Source organism: Acinetobacter sp. YH01004 (assembly GCF_013420455.1).
GTDB lineage: Bacteria > Pseudomonadota > Gammaproteobacteria > Pseudomonadales > Moraxellaceae > Acinetobacter > Acinetobacter towneri.
Window position 1 is genome coordinate 85,365 of record NZ_VOXZ01000005.1, and the last position, 23,531, is coordinate 108,895.

The following is a 23,531-nucleotide window of genomic DNA, read 5'->3' on the forward strand; positions in this document are numbered from 1 at the left end:
TATAGCGAGTAGATTTACGGATTGTTAGATGAATTATTGTATCCGTAAAAAATTATAGACCAGCGCGGATTAGTAGGTTAAATTTTTTTGGGGATAAAAAAATAATAGGAATGGTACTATTGTGCGTAGGTTATATCGTAAGCCAAGTAAGGGGTTAATAGGTGTAGATATTAGTTCTACTTCTGTTAAGTTATTAGAACTCTCTGTTAAGAATGGTAGATACTGGGTCGAGAGCTATGCGCTGGTCCCACTTCCAGAAGGCAGTGTGGTTGAAAAAAACATTCTCAATCCAGAAGCAGTCGGGGATGCGCTTGAACGTGCATTGAACTTAGCAAACACGCAATCTACATCTGCAGCATTAGCAATTCCAACCTCAATGGTGATTACCAAAATCATTGAAATGGATGCAGATATGACTAGCGATGAGCGTGAAGTTCAAATTCGTATGGACGCCGAGCAATATATTCCATTCCCATTAGATGAAGTCAGCCTAGACTTTGAAGTCCAACCAGACCGTTTAGCCAATCCAAACCGAGTCAATGTGTTACTGGTTGCAACACGTTTAGAAAACGTAGAAGCACGAGTAGAAGCATTGGAGTTGGGCGGCTTGACAGCCAAAATTGCCGATGTCGAAAGTTTTGCCATCGAAAATGCCTTTAAAGTGTTCTCCGATACCCTGCCAATGGGTGTGAACACCATTGGTATTTTGGATATTGGTCATACCATGACCACCTTGTCGGTACTGCAAAATAACAAAATTATTTATACCCGCGAGCAAACCTTTGGCGGTAAGCAGCTGACACAAGAAATTCAAAACCGTTATGGTTTGTCGTATGAAGAAGCAGGGCGTGCGAAAAAAAGCCGTACTTTGCCAGATGACTACGATGTAGAAGTGCTCGAACCGTTCTTAGAAGCGGTGGTGCAACAAGCTGCACGTTCATTGCAGTTCTTTTTCTCATCTTCACAATTTAACGAAATTGATCACATTTTATTGGCAGGGGGGAATGCCAATATTCCAGGTCTTGCGAAGTTGTTGCAGCAAAAACTGGGCTACCGTGTGACCATTGCCAATCCATTCTTACAAATGGGCTTCTCTCCACAAATCGACATTAAAAGAATTGAAAGTGATGCGCCGTCATTGATGGTGGCATGTGGTTTAGCAATGAGGAGTTTTGATTAATGGCAAAGATTAACTTACTCCCTTGGCGCGATGAGCTAAGAGAAAAACGTAAAAAAGAATTTATTGTATTTTGTATTGCAGCGGCTGCTGTTGGGGTGTTATTGGTGGCTTTGGCGTGGTTCTTCTACAACGCGAAGTTACAAGATCAAGAACAAGCCAATCAATTGGTGATCAGTACCAACCAAAACCTAGATGTACAATTAAAATCTTTAGAAGGCTTGCAAGAACAGCGTAATGCTATTGTTGAGCGCATGAAGCTTATTCAGGGTCTACAAAGTCAGCGTCCAATTGCCGTGCGTTTGGTGGATGAATTGGTGCGTGTGACACCAAGCAATATGTACTTAACCAAAGTGAGCCGTACAGGCAATAAATTCACTTTTGAGGGCAAGGCTGAAAGTCCAAATACGGTGGCTGAATTCTTGCGTAATTTGGAAGCATCGCCGTGGTATCGCAATGCATTTATGAATTCATTCTTAGCTAAAGAAGAAAATAAAGATAAAGCACCAAGCTCTGTGGTTCCTCGTGTAGAGGAAAGTTACGGTACTTTTGTAGTGACTTCAGATTTAGAAGAAATTGCAATTCCAGTAACACCAACAGAATCTAATTCAACATCAGCAGCGGGGGCAGCACAATGAGTCTCGATGAATTTGATGAAGTAAATCAGGATGCTGCTGTTGCTCCGAAAAAGAAAATGACAGTTGAAAAGTTTTTTCAACAGTTCAATACCCTAGATCCTAACAATTATGGTGCTTGGCCACTTTCGGTCAAAATTACCTGCTGGATTTTTATTATTTTCCTGATTCTAGCTTTAGGTTACTTTGTCGTAATCAAGCCAAAGTTAGATGCCATTGCAGCAGCACATACACAAGAACAAAACTTGTTAAATGAGTTCCGTGAAAAAGATTCTAAATTGCGTAATTTGCAGCAATACCAAGCGCAATTACAAGAAATGGAAGCGAACTTTAACCAACAACTTGAACAATTGCCAAAAGAAACTGAAATTCCAGGTTTAGTTGAAGATATTAACGTCACAGGCGTGAATTCAGGTTTGAAGTTTAAAAACATTCGTTTAGAGAACGAAATTAAACAAGAGTTCTTTATTGAACAGCCAATTTCAATTGAAGCGACAGGCGATTATCATGCCTTTGGTTCATTCGTAAGCGGTACAGCAGCATTGCCACGTATTGTGACCATGCACGACTTTGAAATTGTGGCGACTGAAAATAAAGACAAGAAAACCGATATTCCGCAAGTGACCTATAAAGCACAAGCAAAAACTTATCGTTATGTAGGCAGTGCAGATGCGCAAACTACAATGGAAAGCAGTGCAACCGATACTGCTGCGAATAGCGAGAAGAGTAATAAAAGAGTAAATAATACTGCGAAAAGGGGTAAAAAATGAAAATTGAAAAGCTTTCGTTAGCCCTGTTGGCAACTGTATTAATGGTGGGATGTGATTCACGGATTGATGCAGTCAATGCACAAATGGCTGAAATTCGTAATCAGCCACCACTACCCATTGAACCTGCACCTGTGTTTGAGCCTGCACCAACATTCAACTATGCAGCGCATCAGCTGAAAAGCCCATTTATGCCAAGTTCTTTGGCCGCTGAACTTAAAATTATGGCAGGGAAGCGTGTTTATCCGAACCTTGCTCGCCAGTTACAACCGCTGGAAAACTACGCACTTGAATCACTGACCATGAAAGGCAGTATGCGTCAAAATGGTCAAATTTTGGCATTGATTCAAACACCAGATGGTGAAATTGAGCGTATCCAGCGTGGCAGTTATATGGGGGTAAATCATGGTCGTGTGGTGAACATTACACCAACGCAAATTGATTTAATCGAGATTATTCCAGATGGTCGTGAAGGTTATGTAGAACGTCCAAGAAGTTTGGTTTTAATTGGGCCTGCGCCATAAATTAAAGGAATAAAAATGAATAACAGTGTGAAAGATTTTATTTTTGGGGATGGTAATACAATGAACAATTTGTTCCGTCAGTTTTCAATGGGTGCAGTCGCAATGGCAGTGATGCAAGTTGCCAATGCCCAAGTCAGCATTACCAACATCGTACCCATGCAAATTCCGGGACAGGGCACCGAAATTCGTGTCATGTTTAATGGTTTGCCACCTCAACCTGCTGCATATCAGCTGGAACAACCTTCCCGCTTGATTTTAGATTTTGATAAAGCGCAACAAACGCTGAAGCAAAACAGCGTTGCAGTCGCAACCAAAGAAGCCAGCTCTGTAGAGGTAAGCTCAGATGCACAGCGTTCACGTTTAACTGTGAACTTGGCCGATGCGGGCGCATTTACCACGCGTGTTGAAGGCAACACCTTTATTTTAAAAATCAACTCAACTACGGCAACGCCTATGGCTGCCGTGACTGCTCAACGTAGCGCACAAGGCGTATCCAATATTGGTTTCCAGCGTGGCGGTGAAGGTGAAGGTCAGGTGGTGATTGATCTACTCGGTAGCAATACTCCTGTAGATGTGCAGCAGCAAGGCAGCAAAATTGTGGTACGTACTTTAGGCAATAAAGTACCTGCACATTTAGCACGTCGTTTAAATGTAAATGACTTTGCAACACCTGTATCGACCATTGATGCACACAATGATGGCAGCAATGGCGTGATTACTATTCAAGCTGCAGGCAGCTATGAATATATGGCATATCAGGCAGAAGACAAGCTAACCATCAGCTTAAAACGCCCTGTCGATAAAAACCCGTTTAAACCACGTGCAGCTCAAAGCTATACAGGCAAAAAGATTTCACTAGATTTCCAAGACATCGAAGTGCGTCGTGTATTGCAGTTATTGGCTGATTTCACAGGCATTAACATGGTGGCAGCAGACACTGTGCAAGGCAACATTACCTTACGTTTAAAAGATGTACCTTGGGATCAGGCGTTAGACATTATCCTGAAAACCAAAAATTTGGATAAGCGTCGTAATGGCAACGTGATTTGGATTGCACCTGTTTCTGAATTGATTAAAGCCGAAGAAGAAGAAGCCAAAGCGATTGCGCAAAGTGTGAAACTGGCGCCACTACAAACTGAATATATTCAATTGAACTATGCCAAAGCGGCAGATATTGAAAAACTAATTACGCAAGGCAAGAATGCATCACGTGGTGGTTCAAATACCAATACAGGTACTGATCCATTAGGCGATAGCGTTGGTAGCTTGTTGAGTCCACGCGGTACAGTGTCGGTAGATCCACGTACCAATACCTTAATCATCAACGATACATCGGCAAAAATTGATCAGATTCGTCAAATGATTGATTTGCTAGATGTATCTGTGAAGCAGGTGATGATTGAAGCACGTATTGTTCGTGCAACCACAGATTTCACCAAGGAAATGGGGGTGAAGTGGGGCATCTTGTCACAAGGGATTACCAATAATAACCACTTGTTGGTGGGTGGTAGCGATACGACTTTGTGGAACTTGCGTGAACCAGAAAAAGATAGTGATACGGGTGGTTGGAAGTACGAAATTGAACGTCCACAAAACCTGAATGTCGATTTGGGTGTGACCAGTCCAGGTGCCAGCCGTATTGCATTTGGTTTAATCAGCTTGTCTGACTTTATGCTCGATTTGGAGTTGTCGGCATTACAAGCAGATGGTTACGGTGAAGTGATTTCGACACCAAAAGTTCTGACTGCAGATAAGCAAAATGCCAAAGTGGCATCGGGTACGCAAATTCCGTATCAATCTTCTGAAGGTGGTGGTGTCAATGCCGTATCTACTACAGAATTCATTGATGCGACTTTAAGTTTGGATGTGACCCCAAGTATCACGCCTGACGGTAAAGTCCAAATGCAATTAAATATCACCAGTGACTCACCAGGTGCACCTACACCTACAGGTCAGCTCACCATTAACAAGAACGCGGTGAATACCAACGTTTTGGTAGATAATGGTGAAACTGTGGTCTTGGGTGGTATTTTTGAGCAACAAACGGCTAACTCACAAACCAAAGTTCCATTCTTGGGCGATATTCCTTATATCGGACGTTTATTCCGTAAAGATATCAAGTCGGACAACAAACGTGAGTTGCTGATTTTTGTTACACCACGAATTGTTAATGACAGTGTTTCAAGAAATCATTAATATATTTTCAATTTAAACAAAATTTATAGGTGACTCCTTGCTAAGCAAAGAGTTTGACACCCTACCAAATATCTATTTGGTAGGGCCGATGGGGGCAGGCAAGACCACTGTAGGACGCCATTTGGCGGAATTGTTAGGGCGTGAATTTCTAGATAGTGATCATGAAATTGAACGCAAAACTGGCGCTACGATTCCTTGGATCTTTGAAAAAGAAGGTGAACAAGGGTTTCGTAGTCGTGAAACAGCGGTTATTGATGAGTTAACCACACGGCATAAACTTGTACTTGCTACAGGTGGCGGCGCGGTGACTCAAGCCCCGAATCGAGACTTCTTAAAACAACGTGGTATTGTTGTTTATCTATATACCCCTGTCGAAATTCAACTTCAGCGAACCTATCGCGATAAAAACCGTCCTTTACTTCAAGTCGAAAACCCCGAACAAAGATTACGTGATTTGCTTGCAGTGCGTGATCCGTTGTATCGTGAGGTGGCGCATTATATTATTGAAACCAATCAGGGTGCTGCGCGAGATTTGGCGCAAAAAATCTTAAATACGATTGTTTCAGAGCAAATATCTTAGGTAGAAAGCGACTTTTTCATGCAGACTTTACACGTTGAACTCGGCGATCGCCGTTACCCTATTTTTATTGGCAGTGATCTTCAGCCCCAAGAATTACTTGCACCTTATATTAAAGGTCAGCAAGTCATGATAGTGACCAATACCACGGTTGCACCTTTGTATTTAAGTCACTATGTGACGGCTGTTGAAGCACTGGGCAAGAAAGTGGCAACCTGTATTTTGCCTGATGGAGAAAAATACAAAGATATTCAGCATCTCACCCTTATTTTTGATGCCTTGCTGGAAGCTGGTTTTAACCGTGATTGTACGGTGCTGGCTTTGGGCGGTGGCGTGATTGGCGATATGGCAGGTTTTGCTTCGGCAAGCTTTCAGCGTGGGGTGTACTTCGTTCAAGTACCAACTACTTTACTGTCACAAGTCGATTCCAGTGTCGGTGGCAAAACAGGGATTAATCATCCGCTGGGTAAAAACATGATTGGTGCATTTCAGCAGCCCCAAGTGGTGTTGGCAGATATGTCGCAACTGAATACTTTACCTGAGCGTGAGTTGTCTGCAGGCCTAGCCGAAGTCATTAAATATGCGCTTTTGGGTGATGTCGAGTTTCTAGAATGGCTTGAAACGCACATGGAAGCATTAGTCGCGCGTGATCCTGCTGTACTGGCAGAAGCGGTATATCGTTCATGTGCACATAAAGCACGTATTGTTGCCAATGATGAAAAAGAGCAAGGTGAACGCGCTTTATTGAATCTTGGGCACACCTTTGGGCACGCAATTGAATCTTATTTGGGTTATGGTGAATGGTTACACGGTGAAGCTGTCGCGACAGGGATGGTGATGGCAGCCGATTTATCACAGCGTATGGGCTGGATTTCTGCTGAAGATGTAGAGCGTACAAAAAATATCATTTCTCGCGCCAATTTACCGATAGTATGTCCGCAAATTCCACTGGATCAGTTTTTGGCTTATATGGCACACGATAAAAAAGTGCTGAATGGTCAATTACGTTTGGTGCTCATGAAGCAATTGGGTCAAGCCATCATCACCAAAGAGTTTGACTTAGAATTGATGAAACAGGCGATTTTAGCCAATCAAGCATAAAAGGCAGCATATGACAGCACTGCGTACACACTGGCAAAAAATTCAACAGTCAATTTGGTTGCTGGGCGCGGTGCTGTGTTTATTGGCGGCACTGATTTTTTGGGCGGTGACAGACCGTGAAGAACTGGTTGAAATTGAAAAACAACCAGAGTCTGAAATTGAATTACAAATTCAACCCGAAAAGGTTGCTGCAACCACCTATTTGGGTGGTTTGCAAGAAGAAGTCCGCCCTTTGGAACTCACCACGCGTTTAACAGCTTCTGGTTTGCATGAGGCTGAATTTCGCGGTACTAAATTTATTCAGGAACAAAAAAATAACAGCACAATTGAATTGTTTCGGGTCAGTGATGAAAACATCATAAAAAGTTTTATTAAAAAGCAAACAGATCGGAGCAAGCTGTTTTATATTCGTTTAAGCGGTGAGGGGCAGTCTGAACAATATGTGATGCTATATGGTAGTTTTGGCAATAAACGCGAAGCTGCACATGCTTTGACAGCGCTGCCATTCAAATTTCCTGAAACCATTCAGCCTGTAGTGGTGCAATTTGCAGATTATCGTCCTTATGTCAATGATTTAGGGGCGGATGAAATGGGGCTGAGCACTAAGCTATATGCGGTAAATTTACGTCCAGCAGCTGTGCCTAAAATAGATGAAAGTGCTTTGGCACGTCCACCTGCAACCACAACGACTGCACCGACTACGCAGGCAGTTGCACCGCAAAATAGTACCACCAGCACTACAATTACCCGCCGTGATCAGGAGGGTAATGTCGTTGATGTACAAAAATCACAAAGTGGTACAGCACCTGCTCAGCCCGATGCACCTGAACCTGAAGTGCGCGATCCTTTTAACTAATCATAAACACTTCCAATATTCTTTTAGCTCAAGTCGAGTCATTCAAATAGCTACTTGAGCTTTATCCTTTTTGTCTATTATTTGCATTGAGCTATTTTGGCTCAATTGCACCAATTTGATCTAAAAAAACTATTCTTCTCACTAAAAAATGCGTTCTAAAATGGCGCAGCATGGTGTATAAAAATAATGAAATGCACAAAAATAGTGCGAATTTGACTTAAAAATGTGATCTGATTTTACATTTTTAGGGTTAAAGCTGAGATTTGGCTCATGTGCGAATAAAAAATAAAGTTGGCATTGTTTTTGCTTTTATTGGTGCGTGAATTGAGTTGTTGTCCCTATTTTGGCGCAAAAAAGATTCAATGATTGTGCGAAACTGTCAAATTTGCCTGCTACATTAAAGTGTAAAAGTTGCGTAAATGATGAATCGGTCACTCAGGCTTTTTAATCGGTATTGATTGAAATAAATGTGTGACATTTCATTTACCCAAGGTTGATGTTTAGAGTTGTAAATTGAGTTAAATCGCAAAAACAGATTGTTTAATTGGCCCAATTGGGCAAGTAAAAGAAGGGTACGCTATGCACATGCCATCGCCTAATACTGTAGCTCCCGCTCAAGGTTTATACCAACCGGATGAGTTTAAAGATAACTGTGGTTTCGGTTTAATTGCCCATATGCAGGGTGATGCAAGCCATGATCTCGTCAAGACTGCCATTCATAGTTTAAGTTGCATGACCCACCGTGGTGGTATTGCCGCAGACGGTAAAACGGGCGATGGATGTGGTTTGCTGTTGGCGATGCCAAAGCAATTTTTCCGCGAAGAAGCAAAACGCTTAAGTGACATTACTCTGAGCGAAATTTTTGCAGTGGGTACAGTATTTCTGAACCTCGACCCAGCCTTAGCGGCGCATGCAAAAAATATCCTGACCAAAGAAATTGAAGCTGAAGGCTGTAAAGTATTGGCTTGGCGTGTGGTGCCAACCAATAATGAGGCATTGGGCGAAATCGCCATGCAGTCTTTGCCTGCTTTTGAGCAAATTATTGTCAATTGCCCATTGGGTGTGACTGAAGTTGAATTTAACCGCAAACTATTTTTGGCACGTCGTCGTGCCGAGCAGCAATTGACTGCTGATCCATATTTTTATGTGACCACGTTATGCTCAACCGTGATCAGCTATAAAGGTTTGATGATGCCTGCAGCGATTGCAGACTTCTATACCGACCTTGCCGATGAACGTTTGGCATCACATATTGTGGTGTTCCACCAGCGCTTCTCGACCAATACTTTGCCACGTTGGCCGTTGGCGCAGCCTTTCCGTTACTTGGCACACAATGGTGAAATCAACACCATTACCGCCAACCGTAACTGGGCGATGGCACGTACCCCTAAATTTGAAAATCCATTATTGCCAGGTTTGACAGAACTAAACCCAATTGTAAACCGTACAGGTTCAGACTCCTCAAGCTTAGACAATATGCTGGAAATTCTGGTGGGTGGCGGAATGGATTTATTCCGTGCCTTGCGTATGTTGGTTCCGCCTGCATGGCAGAACGTCGAAACGATCGATGCTGATTTACGCGCCTTCTATGAATTTAACTCTAAACATATGGAAGCATGGGATGGTCCTGCAGGTTTAGTGATTCAGGATGGTCGACATGCCATCTGTATGCTAGACCGTAATGGCTTACGTCCTGCACGTTGGGTGATCACTAAAAATGGCTACATTACTTTGGCCTCTGAAATTGGGGTGTGGGGTTATGAGCCTGAAGATGTAATTTCTAAAGGACGTGTTGGTCCTGGTCACATTTTGGTGGTGGATACCTTTACTGGCAAAGTGCTAGATACGCAGGATGTGAATAACCATCTGAAAAGAATGCGTCCTTATCGTGAATGGTTACGTGAAAATTCAATCCGTTTACAAGGTAGCCCAGAGCTTGAAGAATATTTATGTGATCACGGTTTAAAAGGCGATGCCTTAAAAGCTGCACAAAAAATGTTTATGGTGACCTTTGAAGAACGTGACCAGTTATTGCGTCCAATTGCAGAAAGTGGTCAGGAAGCTGTGGGTTCAATGGGGGATGACACCCCAATGGCGGTATTGTCGCGTCAGGTACGCCATGTGTCGGATTATTTCCGTCAGCAGTTCGCACAGGTAACCAATCCACCGATTGACCCATTGCGTGAATCTATCGTGATGTCTTTGGAAACCTGTTTAGGCCGTGAACAAAACGTATTTGAGCAAGGCCCAGAACATGCAGACCGCTTGATTATTTCAAGCCCTGTACTGACCAATTCCAAAATGCATCAGATTCGCACTTTAGGGCGTAAAGGCTATGAAATTGCCGACATCGATCTGAACTATGCAGAAAGTGAAGGTTTGCAAGCTGCTATTCAGCGTATTTGTGAAGCAGCTGCGCAAGCAGTGCGTGATGGAAAAACGTTATTGGTGCTTACTGATAAAAAAATCCGTGAAGGTTATTTGCCTGCCAATGCCGTCATGGCCACAGGTGCGGTACATCACTACTTAATTCAAGTCGGTTTACGTACCGATGCCAACATTATTGTCGAAACAGGCTTTGCTCGTGACCCACATCAATTTGCAGTATTGCTCGGTTTTGGTGCAACTGCGGTATATCCATATTTGGCTTATGATGTGATCAATGACTTGATTGCCAAAGGTGAGTTATTGGGCGACCCTGTCTATGCGCAAAGTAATTTCCGCAAAGGTATTGAAAAAGGCTTGCTCAAAGTCTTATCAAAAATGGGTATTTCAACTGTAGCTTCTTACCGTGGTGGACAATTATTTGAAGCGGTGGGTTTGTCTGCTGAAGTGGTGAATACCTGCTTTATTGGTGTACCGAGCCGTATTCAGGGCGCTACCTTTGCCGACCTTGAAAATGATCAGAAAAAACTGGCAGACACTGCGTGGAAATCACGTAAGCCAATTGATCAGGGTGGTTTGCTGAAATTTGTCTTTGGCAAGGAATACCACGCTTTTAACCCAGATGTGATCAATGCGTTACACAAAGCAGTGCGTTCAGGCAATTATGCAGATTTTAAAGAATATGCAGAAATCGTGAACAATCGCCCTATTGCGACTATTCGTGATCTCTTTAAATTGAAAACAGACAATTCAATTGCCTTAGATCAAGTTGAATCGGTTGAGCAAATCCTGCCACGTTTTGACTCTGCGGGGATGTCTTTGGGGGCTTTGTCGCCAGAAGCGCATGAAGCCATTGCCATTGCCATGAACACCATTGGTGGACGTTCAAACTCAGGTGAGGGCGGTGAAGACCCAGCGCGTTACGGCACAATTCGTAATTCGAAAATTAAACAGATTGCTTCAGGGCGTTTCGGGGTAACACCTGCTTACTTAACCTCTGCAGAAGTGTTGCAGATTAAAGTGGCACAGGGTGCAAAACCGGGTGAAGGCGGTCAGTTACCAGGCGGTAAAGTGAATGGCTTGATTGCACGTTTGCGTTACTCTGTACCGGGTGTGACTTTAATTTCTCCACCACCACACCACGATATTTATTCGATTGAAGACTTGTCACAATTGATTTTTGATTTAAAACAAGTCAATCCACAAGCCATGGTGTCGGTAAAACTCGTATCTGAACCGGGTGTAGGTACAATTGCCGCAGGTGTCGCTAAAGCCTATGCCGACTTCATTACCATCTCAGGTTATGATGGTGGTACAGCAGCATCGCCATTGTCATCTATTCACCATGCAGGTTCGCCATGGGAATTAGGTTTAAGCGAGGCGCACCAAGCTTTACGTGTGAATGATTTGCGTGGCAAAGTTCGTGTACAAACCGATGGCGGTTTAAAAACTGGCCTAGATGTGGTTAAAGCTGCAATTTTAGGTGCAGAAAGCTTCGGTTTTGGTTCAACACCAATGATTGCTTTAGGCTGTAAATATTTGCGTATTTGCCACTTAAACAACTGTGCTACTGGTGTAGCAACGCAGCAAGATCACTTGCGTCAGGAACACTATATTGGTGAACCACAAATGCTGATCAATTTCTTCACATTTATTGCTGAAGAAACTCGTGAATGGTTAGCAGCATTGGGTGTGGCAAGCTTAAAAGACTTGATTGGTCGTACCGACTTACTGGAAATTTTACCGGGTGAAACTGAAAAACATGCACATCTTGATTTAAGTGCCTTGTTAGAATCACACCCTGCGGCAGAAGGCAAAGCGCAATACTGTCAAGTTGAAGGCAATGCACCATTTGACAAAGGTGTTTTGGCTGAAAAAATGATTGCAGAGATGTTGCCTGCAATTGAAGCAGGTACGGGCGGCGAGTATTACTTTAACGTGAGCAACTGTGACCGTTCTATTGGTGCACGTATTTCAGGTGAAATTGCTCGTCGTTATGGTAACTTGAGCATGGAGCATCATCCTGTGAAAGTGAATCTTACAGGTACTGCAGGACAATCTTTAGGTGTTTGGAATGCAGGTGGTTTGCATATCAAACTTGAAGGCGATGCCAATGACTATGTGGGTAAAGGCATGGCGGGGGGACGAATTTCCATCTTCCCACCAAAAGGATCGCCTTTCCAAACTCAAAACACAGCGATAATTGGTAATACCTGTCTCTATGGTGCAACCGGTGGTAAATTATTTGCTGCAGGTACGGCAGGTGAGCGCTTTGCGGTGCGTAACTCAGGTGCCTTCGCTGTGATTGAAGGGGCAGGCGACCACTGCTGTGAATATATGACTGGCGGAATTGTCACGGTATTGGGCAAAGTGGGACACAACTTTGGTGCGGGCATGACAGGTGGTTTTGCCTATGTACTGGATTTGGATAATGACTTTGTAGACCGTTACAACCATGAATTGATTGAGCTGAATCGTATTTCGACTGAAGCGATGGAAGAACATAAAGCATTCTTAGGACGTATTTTAGATGAACATATTGCCGAAACAGGCAGTGCGTGGGCGTATAAAATCCGCCATGAGTTTGATTTCTATAGCCGTAAATTCTGGTTAGTGAAACCAAAAGCTGCCAACTTGCAGACTTTGTTGAAAACTACCCAAGCAGATCCACAATAATCCACGACTCAGCATTCGGCAGGTGTGGATAACTTTAGACTTATACCCAGTGTAAATGTCGCGTTATCCACATCCACCTACGGAGAAAGACATGGCAGAACGCCTACATAATGACTTTCAATTTCTGGATGTAGCACGCCAAGATCCAGAGAAAAAAGATCTCGATGTCCGCAAAAATGAGTTTGTGGAAATTTATAAACCGTTTACAGCAGAAGTGGCGGCCAATCAGACCCATCGTTGTTTGGGCTGTGGTAACCCGTACTGTGAATGGAAATGCCCTGTGCATAACTATATTCCGAACTGGCTTAAACTAATTGCGGAAGGCCGTATTTTTCAGGCAGCAGAATTGTGTCATCAAACCAATACTTTGCCTGAAGTTTGTGGACGGGTTTGTCCACAAGATCGTTTGTGTGAAGGTGCATGTACCTTAAATGATGGTTTTGGTGCAGTCACCATTGGCAATGCCGAAAAGTACATTAACGATACAGCTTTTGCCTTAGGCTGGCGTCCAGACATGTCGCATGTGAAATGGACCGATAAAAAAGTGGCGATTATTGGTGCAGGCCCTGCAGGTTTAGGCTGTGCCGATATCTTGGTGCGTAATGGCGTCAAACCGGTAGTCTTTGACAAACGCCCTGAAATTGGTGGCTTGCTCACCTTTGGTATTCCAGAATTTAAAATGGAAAAAGACGTGATGAAACGCCGCCGAGAAATTTTTTCAGGCATGGGGGTTGAATTCCGTTTAAATACCGAAGTTGGTACAGATATCACGATTGAACAATTGCTTTCAGATTACGATGCCGTGTTCATGGGCATGGGCACTTATACCTATATGAAAGGTGGATTTGCAGGTGAAGATTTAGATGGTGTTTATGATGCGCTGGATTTCTTGATTGCCAATGTCAACCGTTGCCAAGGCTGGGAAAAAGACCCTGCAGAATACATCAGTGTTGAAGGCAAAAAAGTGATTGTACTGGGTGGTGGTGATACTGCCATGGACTGTAACCGTACATCAATTCGTCAAGGTGCGCAGCAAGTCACTTGTGCTTATCGTCGTGATGAAGCCAATATGCCAGGTTCACGTCGTGAAGTGACCAACGCCCGTGAAGAAGGGGTGAACTTCTTATTTAATCGTCAACCCATTGAAATTGTTGGTGAAAATGGTAAAGTCACAGGTGTCAAAGTGGTCACCACACAATTGGGTGAGCCAGACAGCCGTGGTCGTCGTAGTCCAGAGCCTGTTCCAGGTTCAGAAGAAATTTTAGCTGCTGATGCGGTATTGCTTGCTTTTGGTTTCCGTGCCAGCCCTGCAGATTGGTTTGCCTCTGCCAATGTTGGGGTAGACGGTTCAGGTCGTGTAGTGGCAGCAGAACAGCAAACATTTAAGTTCCAAACGTCTAACCCGAAAATTTTTGCCGGGGGCGATATGGTGCGTGGTTCTGATTTGGTCGTGACTGCAATTTGGGAAGGTCGTCAGGCGGCAGAAGGTATTTTAGATTATTTAGAGCTCTAAACGAGTTTATTTTGCTTAGATCTTGAAAGGGCTGGGTTTTAAGGAATTCAGTCCTTTTTTAATGGATATTTTATCCAGCTCATCTTCATGTGGAATGTATTGCCATTTCTGATTCATATAAGGTTTAAGAGCTGAAACTTCAATATCAATTCTATCTGCTGTGCAAGGTTATTTTTTGATGTAAACAGTCTGGTGATATCTCCGATTAAACAAAATACACAAACAGGTCAGAATTTCACGTTAGAATGAAATCATTTCAAACAAGTACAAAGATAAGTTAGAGGTTAATTTATGAATTTCACAAAAAAAACCATGCTCGCAGTGGCTTTAACCAGTACTTTGACTTTAAGCGGCTGTGGCTATAACACCTTACAAGTGAAAGATGAAGCCGTGACTGCTTCTTGGTCAGAAGTCCAAAACCAATATCAACGCCGTGCTGACTTAGTGCCAAACTTGGTGAATGTGGTCAAAGGCTATGCCAAACATGAAGAACAAGTCTTGACTGAAGTCACTCAGGCACGTGCCAATGTCGCAGGCTTAAAAGTGGATAAATCGGTATTAGAAGACCCAGCACTATTCCAAAAATATCAGGAAGCACAGGCGCAAATGACCAGTGCCTTGTCACGTTTAATTGCAGTGTCTGAAAATTATCCAGACTTAAAAGCCAATGAGCAATTCCGTGAATTACAAGTGCAACTTGAAGGCACAGAAAACCGTATTGCCGTGGCGCGTAACCGTTACATTAGCACAGTGCAAGACTTTAACAGCTATGCACGTCAATTCCCGCAAGTCATGACCGCTAAAGTGATTGGTATGGACACCAAACCAAACTTCAGCGCAGAACAAAGCGCACAAACAGCACCGAAAGTTTCGTTTGAATAACGCCTAGGAGGATGTCTGGATGCTGCAATCGCACAGCAAGATCTGTATAAATCTAGCGCAGATGCTGCTGCTCATGGCAGTTATGTGTTTCAGCTGCTTGGTATATAGTGAAGTTGCCACCGCAACAGATGAAACCGCCGAAGCTGTGGTGCTGGGTAAAATTGTGCAGCAACAGCATCCTCAAAGTGCAAACCCTATTCCTGATCTTACAAATTCACGTCAGCCTACATCTACCACTCAGCAAGCACCTATAGAAACGCCTGTTCAGCAACCACAAATTGCGAATGATATGTCAGAAGGTGAGTCCATCCGTGCTTTGCCGACATTGAATCAGCCCGTAGTCGATCAAGCCAATTTGCTCACTGCTGCAGAAAAACAGCAAATCAGCCAGCGGATTTTAAATTTACATCAACAAGCCAAAGCACAAATAGGCGTGGTGATTGTACCGACCACAGGGCAGGAAGATATTTTTGATTTTGCCATGCGGGTCGCAGAACAATGGCAGCTCGGTTCTGCCAAGCAAGACAATGGTGTGTTGATGGCAATTGCAGTGAATGACCGCCGTATTCAAATTTTAACAGGTTATGGTTTAGAGGGCGTGCTGCCCGATATTGTAGTCAGTCGGATTATTAACCAACGCATTACGCCGTATTTTAAAAAAGCGCAATATGCACAAGGCATAGATGCAGGCTTAGCAGAAATTGAACGGATTTTAAACCTAGACCCCGAAGTTGCCGCTCAGGCGGCGCAAGAACTGAAACAGCGTCAGGAACAAGCCTTGCAAGAACAACAGGCGCGTGAAAAAACCTTGAGCACTGCTTTATTTATTTTAATTGCAGGGGTAATTGGCTCACTGATTGTCGGAAAACGCTTAAGTGCTTCAACCGCTGCCGTGGCAGGTACAGTAGCAGGTTTGGTCAATGGTGCAGGCTTAATCACCAGTTTAATGATTGGCGTGGGAATTTTCTTTTTACTCATCACAGCCATTGCACAAACCATTTTCCAAATTTTCTTGTCCTCTGCAGGGCGTGGTAGCGGACGTGGCGGTGGCGGTTTTGGTGGTGGAGGCGGCTATAGCGGCGGAGGCGGTGGCTTTGGTGGGGGAGGAGCATCAGGATCATGGTAACCACAACAGATACAACAGAAATTATTACTCAACCGAAAATGAACATTGCAGTGCGTCCGAGTGTAAAGCGTTGGCTGAAGCATTTCTTTTATTTACCTGCCACCAAACGTTTTTTTAATGCGCAGGATCAACATGCCATTGCAGATGCGGTGACGGCTGCCGAGCATGGGCATGTAGGTGAAATTCAGGTGGTGATTGAAGGTTGTTTACCATCGCGTTTGGCGTATGCGGTAGATACGCATACCCGTGCACGTCAGTTATTTGCAGAATTAGGTGTTTGGGACACGGAATTGAACAGTGGAGTTTTGCTGTACCTGAATTTGTGTGAACGCAAAGTAGAAATTGTGATTGACCGTGGCATTAAAACAGCAACCACTCAACAGGTATGGGATGAGGTCTGTGCACATATTGTGCTGGGTTTGGCACAGCAGCAATATCGGCAAGCGGTAATCACAGGTGTGCAAAAAATTGGTGAAATTTTGGATGTGTTTTATGACCGCCAGTGGATAGATCGAGTGAATGAATTGGGCAATGCGCCGATTATTTTGGGGTGAGTGTTGCTAGTGTTCCTTTCTTTTTTGATCTCCCTCCTTGCACCATCTATGGCTTAATCTTTTTAAATCCCCCTCAATCCCCCTTTGATAAAGGGGGAAGCTTGAAAAGCATGTTTGCACAATAAATCAATTTTATAATGAATGTCCCTCTCTTTTTTAAAGAGAGGCTAGGAGAGATTTTCAATATTGGTAGCTTTCACTACATGTGCCTTACTTTTTCAAAAAGGGGAAACCACATCAGCACAAAAGATAACCACTGCACACAAGCTAAATTTGCCGAAATTTAGATCAAAAATGCAAATAAATATGTGATAGGTTTATTTTTTAAATTAAAAAATGTGATTCATTGCTATAAAATTGACAAAATTTGTTAAGTTTGTAGTTTTTGCCTGACAATAATTGTCACTTTTTAACAAAAATATACAGTTGAATTAAAAGTTCTAAATTTTTTATGTGTAAGATGCTGTTTTTTTGTGAGAATTGTCTATAATAAAAGTTGGCACGTTTAGTGCTAAGTATAAAATAGCTTACAAAGCTTATAATTAAATTAACAAACATTTGTGGAGAATGTTTATGAATACAATGCAAAAAGGTTTTACCCTTATTGAACTCATGATTGTTGTAGCAATCATCGGTATTTTGGCTGCGGTAGCGATTCCTGCATATCAGGATTACACAGTACGTACAAAGGTTTCTGAAGGCTTAAACTTAGCATCTTCTTTGAAAAATACGATAGGTACAGATGGTTCTTCATCTGCTGATGACTTGACGCGAGTTGTGACTGTTTGGAATGCTCAGGCAGCTGGTACAGGTGCAAACTCTAAGTTTGTAGACAGTGTTCTTGCAGATGCAACTAGTGGTGAAATTACTATCACCTACAATGCAGCGGCTATAGGTGTTGCAGCAGCTGAAAACACTTTGGTCTTGACTCCATGGGTGCGTAATGCTGCTGCTGGTGGTGGTGAGGCACTCGCTGATGCGATAACTGCAGGCAATTCTGGATCAGTTGATTGGGGCTGCCAATCTGTAGGAAACTCAGCATCTACTACAGCTGGTATTACTGGTACAGATGGTACATTGTTAGAGCGTTATGCGCCATCACAATGTCGCTAATATTTAGTTTGTAAAGTTGAATATTAAAAGACTGGTTCGCCAGTCTTTTTTATTAGATATGAACTGCCAACTACTTTAAATAAGTTGAAGACAAAGATTATGATTAAAAAAGAGTATCTAACACTAGACGATGAATATTGACAATTTCCATTGCGTTGCAGATATAAATTTTAAAGTATTCACAAAAAAAGTTTTCAACGGTGATTTAATGTAAATTAGCTGGTATCTTTTTTGCTAAAAATAGCTCATTCGTATTGAATTGTGCTTGTGAAGCTAAAAATGGCTTACTTTCAAAAGGTATAATTATTGCGGTAAGTATTTAAAATATAAAGCAAGAAAATATACAGGTGGAAGGTTTCGGGATTCATTTATCCCCTCGGTTTCAACCTGAAATTATTGGCTATTGTGTGATTTCTGAGGATTATGAGTTTAGGTAAATTATGTCCAAACGTCTTAAGTTTTTTCTTAGTCATTTTGCTATCTCTTGCATCATTGCACTAGCTGTAATGATGCTTGTCTTTTTTGTCTGGTATCCATCTCCGCTCGCCACTGCCGTCGGGGTGACGCATATTTTTTTAATGTTACTAGCGATTGATGTCATTATTGGACCTGTGCTTGGCTTTATTGTCTATAAAGAAGGCAAAAAGACCTTAAAAATGGACTTGGGGGTGATTGTTCTATTGCAGCTCTCTGCCTTGGCTTATGGAATATTTAATATCGCAGAAGGTCGCCCGGTGTGGCTGGCTTATAATATCGATCGTTTTGAATTGGTGCGTAATAACGATATTATCGAAGAAAAAATCGCCCAAGCTTTGCCACAATATCAGCATCCATCATGGGGCAAGCCACAATATGTTGCGGTAGAGTTTGCCAAAGACAGTGAAACACGTAATGAGGATATGTTCGCCGAGGCGTTAGGAGGCATATCTTTGGCGCATAAGCCTGAGCGTTATGTTGATATTTCAAATGCAAAAACTCAAGTCCAGCAACGTATGCAACCGCTAGAGGTTTTAGAACAATATAATGAACAAACAGTCGTTCAAGCCATAGTTAAAAAATACCCACAAGCGATTGGTTTTGTACCATTAAAAGCCGTAAATGTCGATATGACCGTATTGGTCGATGCGCAAGGCGATGTAATAAAAATCGTGGATTTAAGACCATGGCAATAATCGCTTAAATGAAAAATCGGGAATTTCACTATTCCCCATGCGATCATCCCATTTTAAAACTGGCAGAATTCCAATCAAACTTGCTGTACAAAGCACTATCATCTTGCCAAAAAAAATATAACATAGAGCCAGTTTTTTGGTCTGTTTTTCTTATGAAATCTGCATTGCTATTTTTGGCTGCCATCCTCATCTCCCTTGCATGGCTATTGCCCATTCACTACCGCCCATGGGTCACCTATACAGGTGAACTTTACGCATTTTTTGCCCTGTTTGCCCTTGCAGCCTGCCTGTTTAAAGAAAAATTACAGATACCTAAAATTAGCCTGCCATTACTAGCACTGTACAGTGTTCCCTTCTTTCAGTGGGGCTTTGGCTTGGTCTATTTCTTTGATAAAGCCTTGCTTAGCAGCGTGTATATCTTTAGTTTTTGGTTAGCAATCATTTTTGGCTATAACCTCACGCAAAACAACATTGAACGTGAACGTATCTTTACAGGCTTTAGTTATGTGCTACTCGGCGTGGGAAGTATTACCGCATTCATGGCAATTTGCCAGTGGCTCACACTAGATCAATACCTGCCTATTATGGTAGATATTAAGATCGGGCAACGTCCTTATGCCAATTTCGCCCAACCCAATAATATGGCGACCTTTTTAGTCATGTCACTTATGGCATGCCTATATTTATACGAAAAACAAAAACTTAAAACCGTGTGGATTGTGATTGCAGCTGCCATGATTTTGGTGGGTGTGGTATTGAGTCAGTCGCGGACTTCATGGTTGGCATCGCTGTGTATTTTGACGTATTTGGGTTATCAACAATACCGTGGCGTGATGCGGATTAAATGGTGCTATAGCTTACTGTGGTTTGCCGCATTTATCGGGCTGATTTTTATCGCACCTGCTTTCAGTCAATTGCTCTCACAAAGTGCAGACCTTTCGGTGCAATCTCGTGATGTGGTACAGCGCGCCACAGGTGATATGTCACGCTTGGCTATTTGGCAGCAAATGCTCGCTGCGATTGAGCATCAACCGTGGTGGGGTTATGGTTGGCATCAAACCAGTGTGGCGTATGTCACGATTAGCGAATTTGTGCAAGGTCCTGTGTGGATTCGTAGCGCACATAATTTTATTTTGGACTTTTTACTCTGGAATGGTGTGTTGCTAGGTGTACCATTTTTGGCGTATTTGGGCTATTGGGCTTACCAGCTGCATAAATATACCCAGTCGGTGGAATCGGTTGTGGGGATTTTAATGCTCGGTGCATTTAGCGTACATGCCATGCTGGAATTTCCACAAAACTATGCCTATTTTCTGCTGCCCGCAGGCTTTATCATCGGCATGGTTCAGTCACAACGTGTGTTAAAAGGCTTCACTTTATCTGCAATTTATTTACGCAGTATTTTTGTACTTGGCGCATTGTTGTTGGTGCTGATTTATCGTGATTATGAGGTGATGGTGCCTAAATTGAATCAGTCAGTACGCTACGAACACACACCTGAAAAAATCACCCATCAAGAGCGTATTTTGGTACTGGAAGAATTTAACCGCCGCATTGCGTGGATTCGTTTAAATCCGTATAGCCTACAAACGCCTGAACAATTGCAGGATATCCATGAAATTGTGTTGAATTATCCAACCCGCTACGATTTATTGAAATATGCACGCGTATTAGCATTTAACGGTTATGAAGCAGAAGCCAAAAAGCAATTATGGTTGTTAAGCACTTTGTGGCAGGTCAATGTAGATTATGCGACTTTATTGGATGAAGCGGAGCCGCGCTGATTTGTGTAGCGCAAGGAGGGGGATTTGAAAATAGTGAGCCAAATATGGTGAAAATTTTCAATGTTGAAAATCTCTCCCAACTTCTCTTTAAAAAGAGAGGAGGTATTCATTATAAAATTGATTTCATGTGCGAAAATTTAAAGAGATGCTGAACTTTTGTTCAGATAAAGGGAGTTGTGTTAGAATTGTATGATCTATTCACACAATAAGGCATGCTGATGGCGAGAACTACAAGTGTAACAATTGGCCCACAACTCGATAACTTTGTGAGCAAACTGATTGAATCTGGACGTTATGGTTCAACCAGTGAAGTGATGCGATCTGCACTAAGATTATTGGAGCAGCAAGAAAATCAAACTGCAGCTTTAAAGCAAGCGATTGAAGCAGGTGAGAACAGTGGAGAAAGTACACTTAGCCTAAAAGATATTGCGGCTCAAGTGAAGCAGAAGCATCGTGTATAAGCTATCAAATTTAGCTGTCGACGACTTCACTGCTATTTATGAATACACCTTACTTAATTTTGGTGTAGCTCAAGCTGACCAATACACGCAACATTTGGAAAATACCTTTCATTTGTTAGTGAGTTCACCGCTGATTGGTTATGCATGTGTAGATATTGGCGAGGGAATACGCCGTCACGATCATCATCAACATGCTATTTTTTATAAAAAACAGGATTATGGAATTTTTATTATTCGGATATTGCATCAACAGATGCAACCCATGAAACATTTTTTTGCGTTATAAATACTTTTTTATAAATCCAAGAATTTAAAATGCGCATAAGTAAAATATATTGATATTGAGAGCTTCTTCATTAGAGATAGGCAAGATACTGAATTTTAGGTAAAGTGCCCCAAAAAACAAAAGACTGGAAAACCAGTCTTTTGAGTTATCTAAACCAGATGAATCTTAGAGTTGGCTTTGAATATAGTTTTCAATACCCACAGTTTCAACCAAATCAAGCTGTGTCGTTGCCCAATCTAAATATTCTTCTTCTTTCTCTAAAATTTCCTGAACCAAATCACGGGTTACATAGTCCAATTGTTGCTCTGCTAAAACCACCGCTTTTTGAATCGCTTCAATATTCTCTTTGACTTTGCGCACATCGCAATTCAGCACTTCGGCAGTATGTTGACCAATATACAGTTTACCCAAATGTTGTAAATTTGGCAGACCTTCTAAAAATAAAATACGTTCAATAATTTTGTCAGCATGTTTCATTTGACGAATCGACTCTTTATATTCAGCCGAGCCGAGTTGTTCAATGCCCCAATCATTAAACATACGTGAATGTAAAAAATATTGATTAATTGCAGTCAGGTGATGATACAAAACTTGGTTTAACTGATTAATCACATCACGATTGCCTTTCATTGCAGCACTCCATCAACAATTTCTGCCTTAAACCGCTTAAGGCAATCTATGCTTCTATCTTAAACAAGACTGGGCAAAATGGCGAGTGATTTATAGAACGGCAAATGAAAATCGCAATCAAAAACAATTAGCTAGGCGGTGTGAAGAAATGTAAGATAAGAAAAACCCGCTGTAGTCGAAAGCAGGAGAGGAAACACTGAGTAAAAATTATAATACTGAAATGCGGGAGAGCAATAAAACGGCAGATTTAGGCAGCAACGGCAAGACGAGACGCAATTTGTGCAATTTCATCGCTAATGATGGTGCGAGTTTCAGGCGCACAGCGACCACAGCAAGTGCCCAAGTCAAACATATCGCGAATTTCACGATAGCTGTCTGCACCATTGGCAACGGCTTCTTTGATGTCTTGATCTGTAATACCACGGCATAAGCAAACGTACATGAATGCAACCACAATAATGAAATAAGATAAGTGTTATTATTGATAATTATTATCGTTTGTCAATAAAAATCATTTGAAAAGTCATTTATTGTAATTGGGTTTTTGAATTAAAAAATGCCACTTAATAGGTGGCATCGTTTATTTGTTTTTAAGTATTTGAATGATAATGACTTATGAATTGATAATCACAACGCCATCCATTTCAACTAAAGCACCTTTAGGTAAGCTGGCCACACCTAAGGCTGCACGCGCAGGGTAAGGTTGTGCAAAATATTCACCCATAATTTGATTGACTAATTGAAAGTGTGATAAATCCGTCAGGAAAATATTCAGCTTGGCAATATCGGCCAAAGAACCACCCGCAGCTTCACAAACGGCTTTTAAGTTATCAAACACGCGGCGAATTTGCGCTTCAATGCCTTCTACCAATTCCATGCTGTATGGGTCTAAACCAATTTGACCTGATAAATAAACAGTATTGCCCACTAAAATGGCTTGAGAGTAAGTACCAATTGCTGCAGGTGCATTTTCAGTATGGATGACTTGGCGAGACATTGATTTCTCCTAAAATAATGTACGAACATGATAGACCATCCGACTACCTTTCAGTAGCCTGATGAGTCAGTTATGCAAAAGCGATTGAATATGCAGCAATATCACCATGCAGTGCATTG

General features: G+C 42.2%; 22 protein-coding genes. 18 read left to right on the forward strand and 4 right to left on the reverse strand.

The genetic code is table 11. The features are described from left to right. Positions 1-121 precede the first annotated feature (121 nt). The 15 genes from FTT71_RS05330 to tfpZ all read left to right on the forward strand — a co-directional run bounded on the left by FTT71_RS05330 (position 122) and on the right by tfpZ (position 19,254). The gene (locus FTT71_RS05330) at positions 122-1,180 is read left to right on the forward strand and encodes a pilus assembly protein PilM (protein WP_004974460.1); all 1,059 of its coding nucleotides are present in this window, start codon (positions 122-124) and stop codon (positions 1,178-1,180) included. Continuing rightward, positions 1,180-1,815 (forward strand): PilN domain-containing protein, encoded by a 636-nt coding sequence (locus tag FTT71_RS05335; protein WP_004974461.1) that lies wholly within the window; start codon positions 1,180-1,182, stop codon positions 1,813-1,815. Before FTT71_RS05330 ends, FTT71_RS05335 begins: the two co-directional genes overlap by 1 nt. Further along, on the forward strand, positions 1,812-2,582 hold the full coding sequence (locus FTT71_RS05340) for a type 4a pilus biogenesis protein PilO (protein WP_131260644.1): 771 nt from the start codon (positions 1,812-1,814) through the stop codon (positions 2,580-2,582). The genes FTT71_RS05335 and FTT71_RS05340 overlap by 4 nt, the downstream gene beginning before the upstream one ends. After that, the gene (locus FTT71_RS05345; RefSeq protein ID WP_104852650.1) at positions 2,579-3,103 is read left to right on the forward strand and encodes a pilus assembly protein PilP; all 525 of its coding nucleotides are present in this window, start codon (positions 2,579-2,581) and stop codon (positions 3,101-3,103) included. The genes FTT71_RS05340 and FTT71_RS05345 overlap by 4 nt, the downstream gene beginning before the upstream one ends. 60 nt (positions 3,104-3,163) lie before the next feature. After that, on the forward strand, positions 3,164-5,299 hold the full coding sequence (locus FTT71_RS05350) for a type IV pilus secretin PilQ (protein WP_165492511.1): 2,136 nt from the start codon (positions 3,164-3,166) through the stop codon (positions 5,297-5,299). A gap of 37 nt (positions 5,300-5,336) precedes the next feature. Further along, positions 5,337-5,879 (forward strand): shikimate kinase AroK, encoded by a 543-nt coding sequence (gene aroK / locus FTT71_RS05355; protein ID WP_004974468.1) that lies wholly within the window; start codon positions 5,337-5,339, stop codon positions 5,877-5,879. An 18-nt stretch (positions 5,880-5,897) separates the two neighbouring features. Beyond that, positions 5,898-6,977, forward strand: coding sequence for a 3-dehydroquinate synthase (gene aroB / locus FTT71_RS05360; RefSeq protein WP_178868293.1), 1,080 nt, complete (start codon positions 5,898-5,900; stop codon positions 6,975-6,977). 10 nt (positions 6,978-6,987) lie between these two features. Beyond that, on the forward strand, positions 6,988-7,833 hold the full coding sequence (locus tag FTT71_RS05365) for a hypothetical protein (RefSeq protein WP_180160763.1): 846 nt from the start codon (positions 6,988-6,990) through the stop codon (positions 7,831-7,833). A 585-nt stretch (positions 7,834-8,418) separates the two neighbouring features. Beyond that, positions 8,419-12,894 carry a glutamate synthase large subunit gene (gene gltB / locus FTT71_RS05370; protein WP_180160764.1) on the forward strand — a complete coding sequence of 1,492 codons (4,476 nt, stop codon included), beginning with the start codon at positions 8,419-8,421 and terminating at the stop codon, positions 12,892-12,894. A gap of 91 nt (positions 12,895-12,985) precedes the next feature. Beyond that, positions 12,986-14,407 (forward strand): FAD-dependent oxidoreductase, encoded by a 1,422-nt coding sequence (locus FTT71_RS05375; protein ID WP_180160765.1) that lies wholly within the window; start codon positions 12,986-12,988, stop codon positions 14,405-14,407. 291 nt (positions 14,408-14,698) lie between these two features. Continuing rightward, entirely contained in the window at positions 14,699-15,289 is a 591-nt protein-coding gene (locus FTT71_RS05380) for a LemA family protein (RefSeq protein ID WP_096901276.1), read from the forward strand. Positions 15,290-15,308: 19 nt separating this feature from the next. Further along, a complete protein-coding gene (locus FTT71_RS05385) occupies positions 15,309-16,415 on the forward strand; it encodes a YgcG family protein (RefSeq protein WP_180160766.1) in 1,107 nt (368 codons plus the stop codon). Further along, the gene (locus FTT71_RS05390) at positions 16,409-16,969 is read left to right on the forward strand and encodes a TPM domain-containing protein (RefSeq protein ID WP_180160767.1); all 561 of its coding nucleotides are present in this window, start codon (positions 16,409-16,411) and stop codon (positions 16,967-16,969) included. Before FTT71_RS05385 ends, FTT71_RS05390 begins: the two co-directional genes overlap by 7 nt. Before the next feature lie 582 nt (positions 16,970-17,551). Continuing rightward, positions 17,552-18,082: a pilin gene (locus FTT71_RS05395; protein ID WP_373685896.1), complete on the forward strand. Its 531-nt coding sequence runs from the start codon at positions 17,552-17,554 to the stop codon at positions 18,080-18,082. A 440-nt stretch (positions 18,083-18,522) separates the two neighbouring features. Then, positions 18,523-19,254 carry a TfpX/TfpZ family type IV pilin accessory protein gene (gene tfpZ / locus FTT71_RS05400; protein ID WP_180160769.1) on the forward strand — a complete coding sequence of 244 codons (732 nt, stop codon included), beginning with the start codon at positions 18,523-18,525 and terminating at the stop codon, positions 19,252-19,254. Between the two features lie 43 nt (positions 19,255-19,297). On the opposite strand, the gene FTT71_RS05405 is transcribed toward tfpZ, so the two are convergent. After that, positions 19,298-19,438 (reverse strand): hypothetical protein, encoded by a 141-nt coding sequence (locus FTT71_RS05405; protein ID WP_180160740.1) that lies wholly within the window; start codon positions 19,436-19,438, stop codon positions 19,298-19,300. On the opposite strand from FTT71_RS05405, the gene FTT71_RS05410 reads away from it, so the two are divergent. The 3 genes from FTT71_RS05410 to FTT71_RS05420 all read left to right on the forward strand — a co-directional run bounded on the left by FTT71_RS05410 (position 19,407) and on the right by FTT71_RS05420 (position 21,785). After that, on the forward strand, positions 19,407-21,038 hold the full coding sequence (locus FTT71_RS05410; protein WP_180160770.1) for a PglL family O-oligosaccharyltransferase: 1,632 nt from the start codon (positions 19,407-19,409) through the stop codon (positions 21,036-21,038). The two genes, FTT71_RS05405 and FTT71_RS05410, sit on opposite strands and share 32 nt — an antisense overlap. A gap of 218 nt (positions 21,039-21,256) precedes the next feature. Then, positions 21,257-21,499 carry a type II toxin-antitoxin system ParD family antitoxin gene (locus FTT71_RS05415; RefSeq protein ID WP_004974509.1) on the forward strand — a complete coding sequence of 81 codons (243 nt, stop codon included), beginning with the start codon at positions 21,257-21,259 and terminating at the stop codon, positions 21,497-21,499. Next, entirely contained in the window at positions 21,492-21,785 is a 294-nt protein-coding gene (locus FTT71_RS05420; RefSeq protein ID WP_070153485.1) for a type II toxin-antitoxin system RelE/ParE family toxin, read from the forward strand. The genes FTT71_RS05415 and FTT71_RS05420 overlap by 8 nt, the downstream gene beginning before the upstream one ends. Positions 21,786-21,950: 165 nt before the next feature. On the opposite strand, the gene bfr is transcribed toward FTT71_RS05420, so the two are convergent. From bfr to FTT71_RS05435, 3 genes are all read right to left on the reverse strand, one after another. After that, complete coding sequence (gene bfr, locus FTT71_RS05425; protein ID WP_096901270.1) at positions 21,951-22,415, reverse strand: bacterioferritin; 465 nt, start codon at positions 22,413-22,415, stop codon at positions 21,951-21,953. 247 nt (positions 22,416-22,662) lie between these two features. Then, complete coding sequence (locus tag FTT71_RS05430; RefSeq protein ID WP_167846362.1) at positions 22,663-22,857, reverse strand: bacterioferritin-associated ferredoxin; 195 nt, start codon at positions 22,855-22,857, stop codon at positions 22,663-22,665. A 171-nt stretch (positions 22,858-23,028) separates the two neighbouring features. Beyond that, positions 23,029-23,412, reverse strand: a complete 384-nt coding sequence (locus tag FTT71_RS05435; RefSeq protein WP_004809961.1) for a RidA family protein — start codon at positions 23,410-23,412, stop codon at positions 23,029-23,031. Positions 23,413-23,531 lie beyond the last annotated feature (119 nt).

What these genes read in the sequence shown, in the direction of transcription:
- FTT71_RS05335 (WP_004974461.1), top strand. Translation starts at nt 1,180, where the DNA reads ATGGCAAAGATTAACTTACTCCCTTGGCGCGATGAGCTAAGAGAAAAA.
- FTT71_RS05340 (WP_131260644.1), top strand. Translation starts at nt 1,812, where the DNA reads ATGAGTCTCGATGAATTTGATGAAGTAAATCAGGATGCTGCTGTTGCT.
- FTT71_RS05345 (WP_104852650.1), top strand. Translation starts at nt 2,579, where the DNA reads ATGAAAATTGAAAAGCTTTCGTTAGCCCTGTTGGCAACTGTATTAATG.
- FTT71_RS05350 (WP_165492511.1), top strand. Translation starts at nt 3,164, where the DNA reads ATGAACAATTTGTTCCGTCAGTTTTCAATGGGTGCAGTCGCAATGGCA.
- aroB (WP_178868293.1), top strand. Translation starts at nt 5,898, where the DNA reads ATGCAGACTTTACACGTTGAACTCGGCGATCGCCGTTACCCTATTTTT.
- FTT71_RS05365 (WP_180160763.1), top strand. Translation starts at nt 6,988, where the DNA reads ATGACAGCACTGCGTACACACTGGCAAAAAATTCAACAGTCAATTTGG.
- gltB (WP_180160764.1), top strand. Translation starts at nt 8,419, where the DNA reads ATGCCATCGCCTAATACTGTAGCTCCCGCTCAAGGTTTATACCAACCG.
- FTT71_RS05375 (WP_180160765.1), top strand. Translation starts at nt 12,986, where the DNA reads ATGGCAGAACGCCTACATAATGACTTTCAATTTCTGGATGTAGCACGC.
- FTT71_RS05380 (WP_096901276.1), top strand. Translation starts at nt 14,699, where the DNA reads ATGAATTTCACAAAAAAAACCATGCTCGCAGTGGCTTTAACCAGTACT.
- FTT71_RS05385 (WP_180160766.1), top strand. Translation starts at nt 15,309, where the DNA reads ATGCTGCAATCGCACAGCAAGATCTGTATAAATCTAGCGCAGATGCTG.
- FTT71_RS05390 (WP_180160767.1), top strand. Translation starts at nt 16,409, where the DNA reads ATGGTAACCACAACAGATACAACAGAAATTATTACTCAACCGAAAATG.
- FTT71_RS05395 (WP_373685896.1), top strand. Translation starts at nt 17,552, where the DNA reads ATGCAAAAAGGTTTTACCCTTATTGAACTCATGATTGTTGTAGCAATC.
- tfpZ (WP_180160769.1), top strand. Translation starts at nt 18,523, where the DNA reads ATGTCCAAACGTCTTAAGTTTTTTCTTAGTCATTTTGCTATCTCTTGC.
- FTT71_RS05410 (WP_180160770.1), top strand. Translation starts at nt 19,407, where the DNA reads ATGAAATCTGCATTGCTATTTTTGGCTGCCATCCTCATCTCCCTTGCA.
- FTT71_RS05405 (WP_180160740.1), bottom strand. Translation starts at nt 19,438, where the DNA reads ATGGCAGCCAAAAATAGCAATGCAGATTTCATAAGAAAAACAGACCAA.
- FTT71_RS05415 (WP_004974509.1), top strand. Translation starts at nt 21,257, where the DNA reads ATGGCGAGAACTACAAGTGTAACAATTGGCCCACAACTCGATAACTTT.
- bfr (WP_096901270.1), bottom strand. Translation starts at nt 22,415, where the DNA reads ATGAAAGGCAATCGTGATGTGATTAATCAGTTAAACCAAGTTTTGTAT.
- FTT71_RS05430 (WP_167846362.1), bottom strand. Translation starts at nt 22,857, where the DNA reads ATGTACGTTTGCTTATGCCGTGGTATTACAGATCAAGACATCAAAGAA.
- FTT71_RS05435 (WP_004809961.1), bottom strand. Translation starts at nt 23,412, where the DNA reads ATGTCTCGCCAAGTCATCCATACTGAAAATGCACCTGCAGCAATTGGT.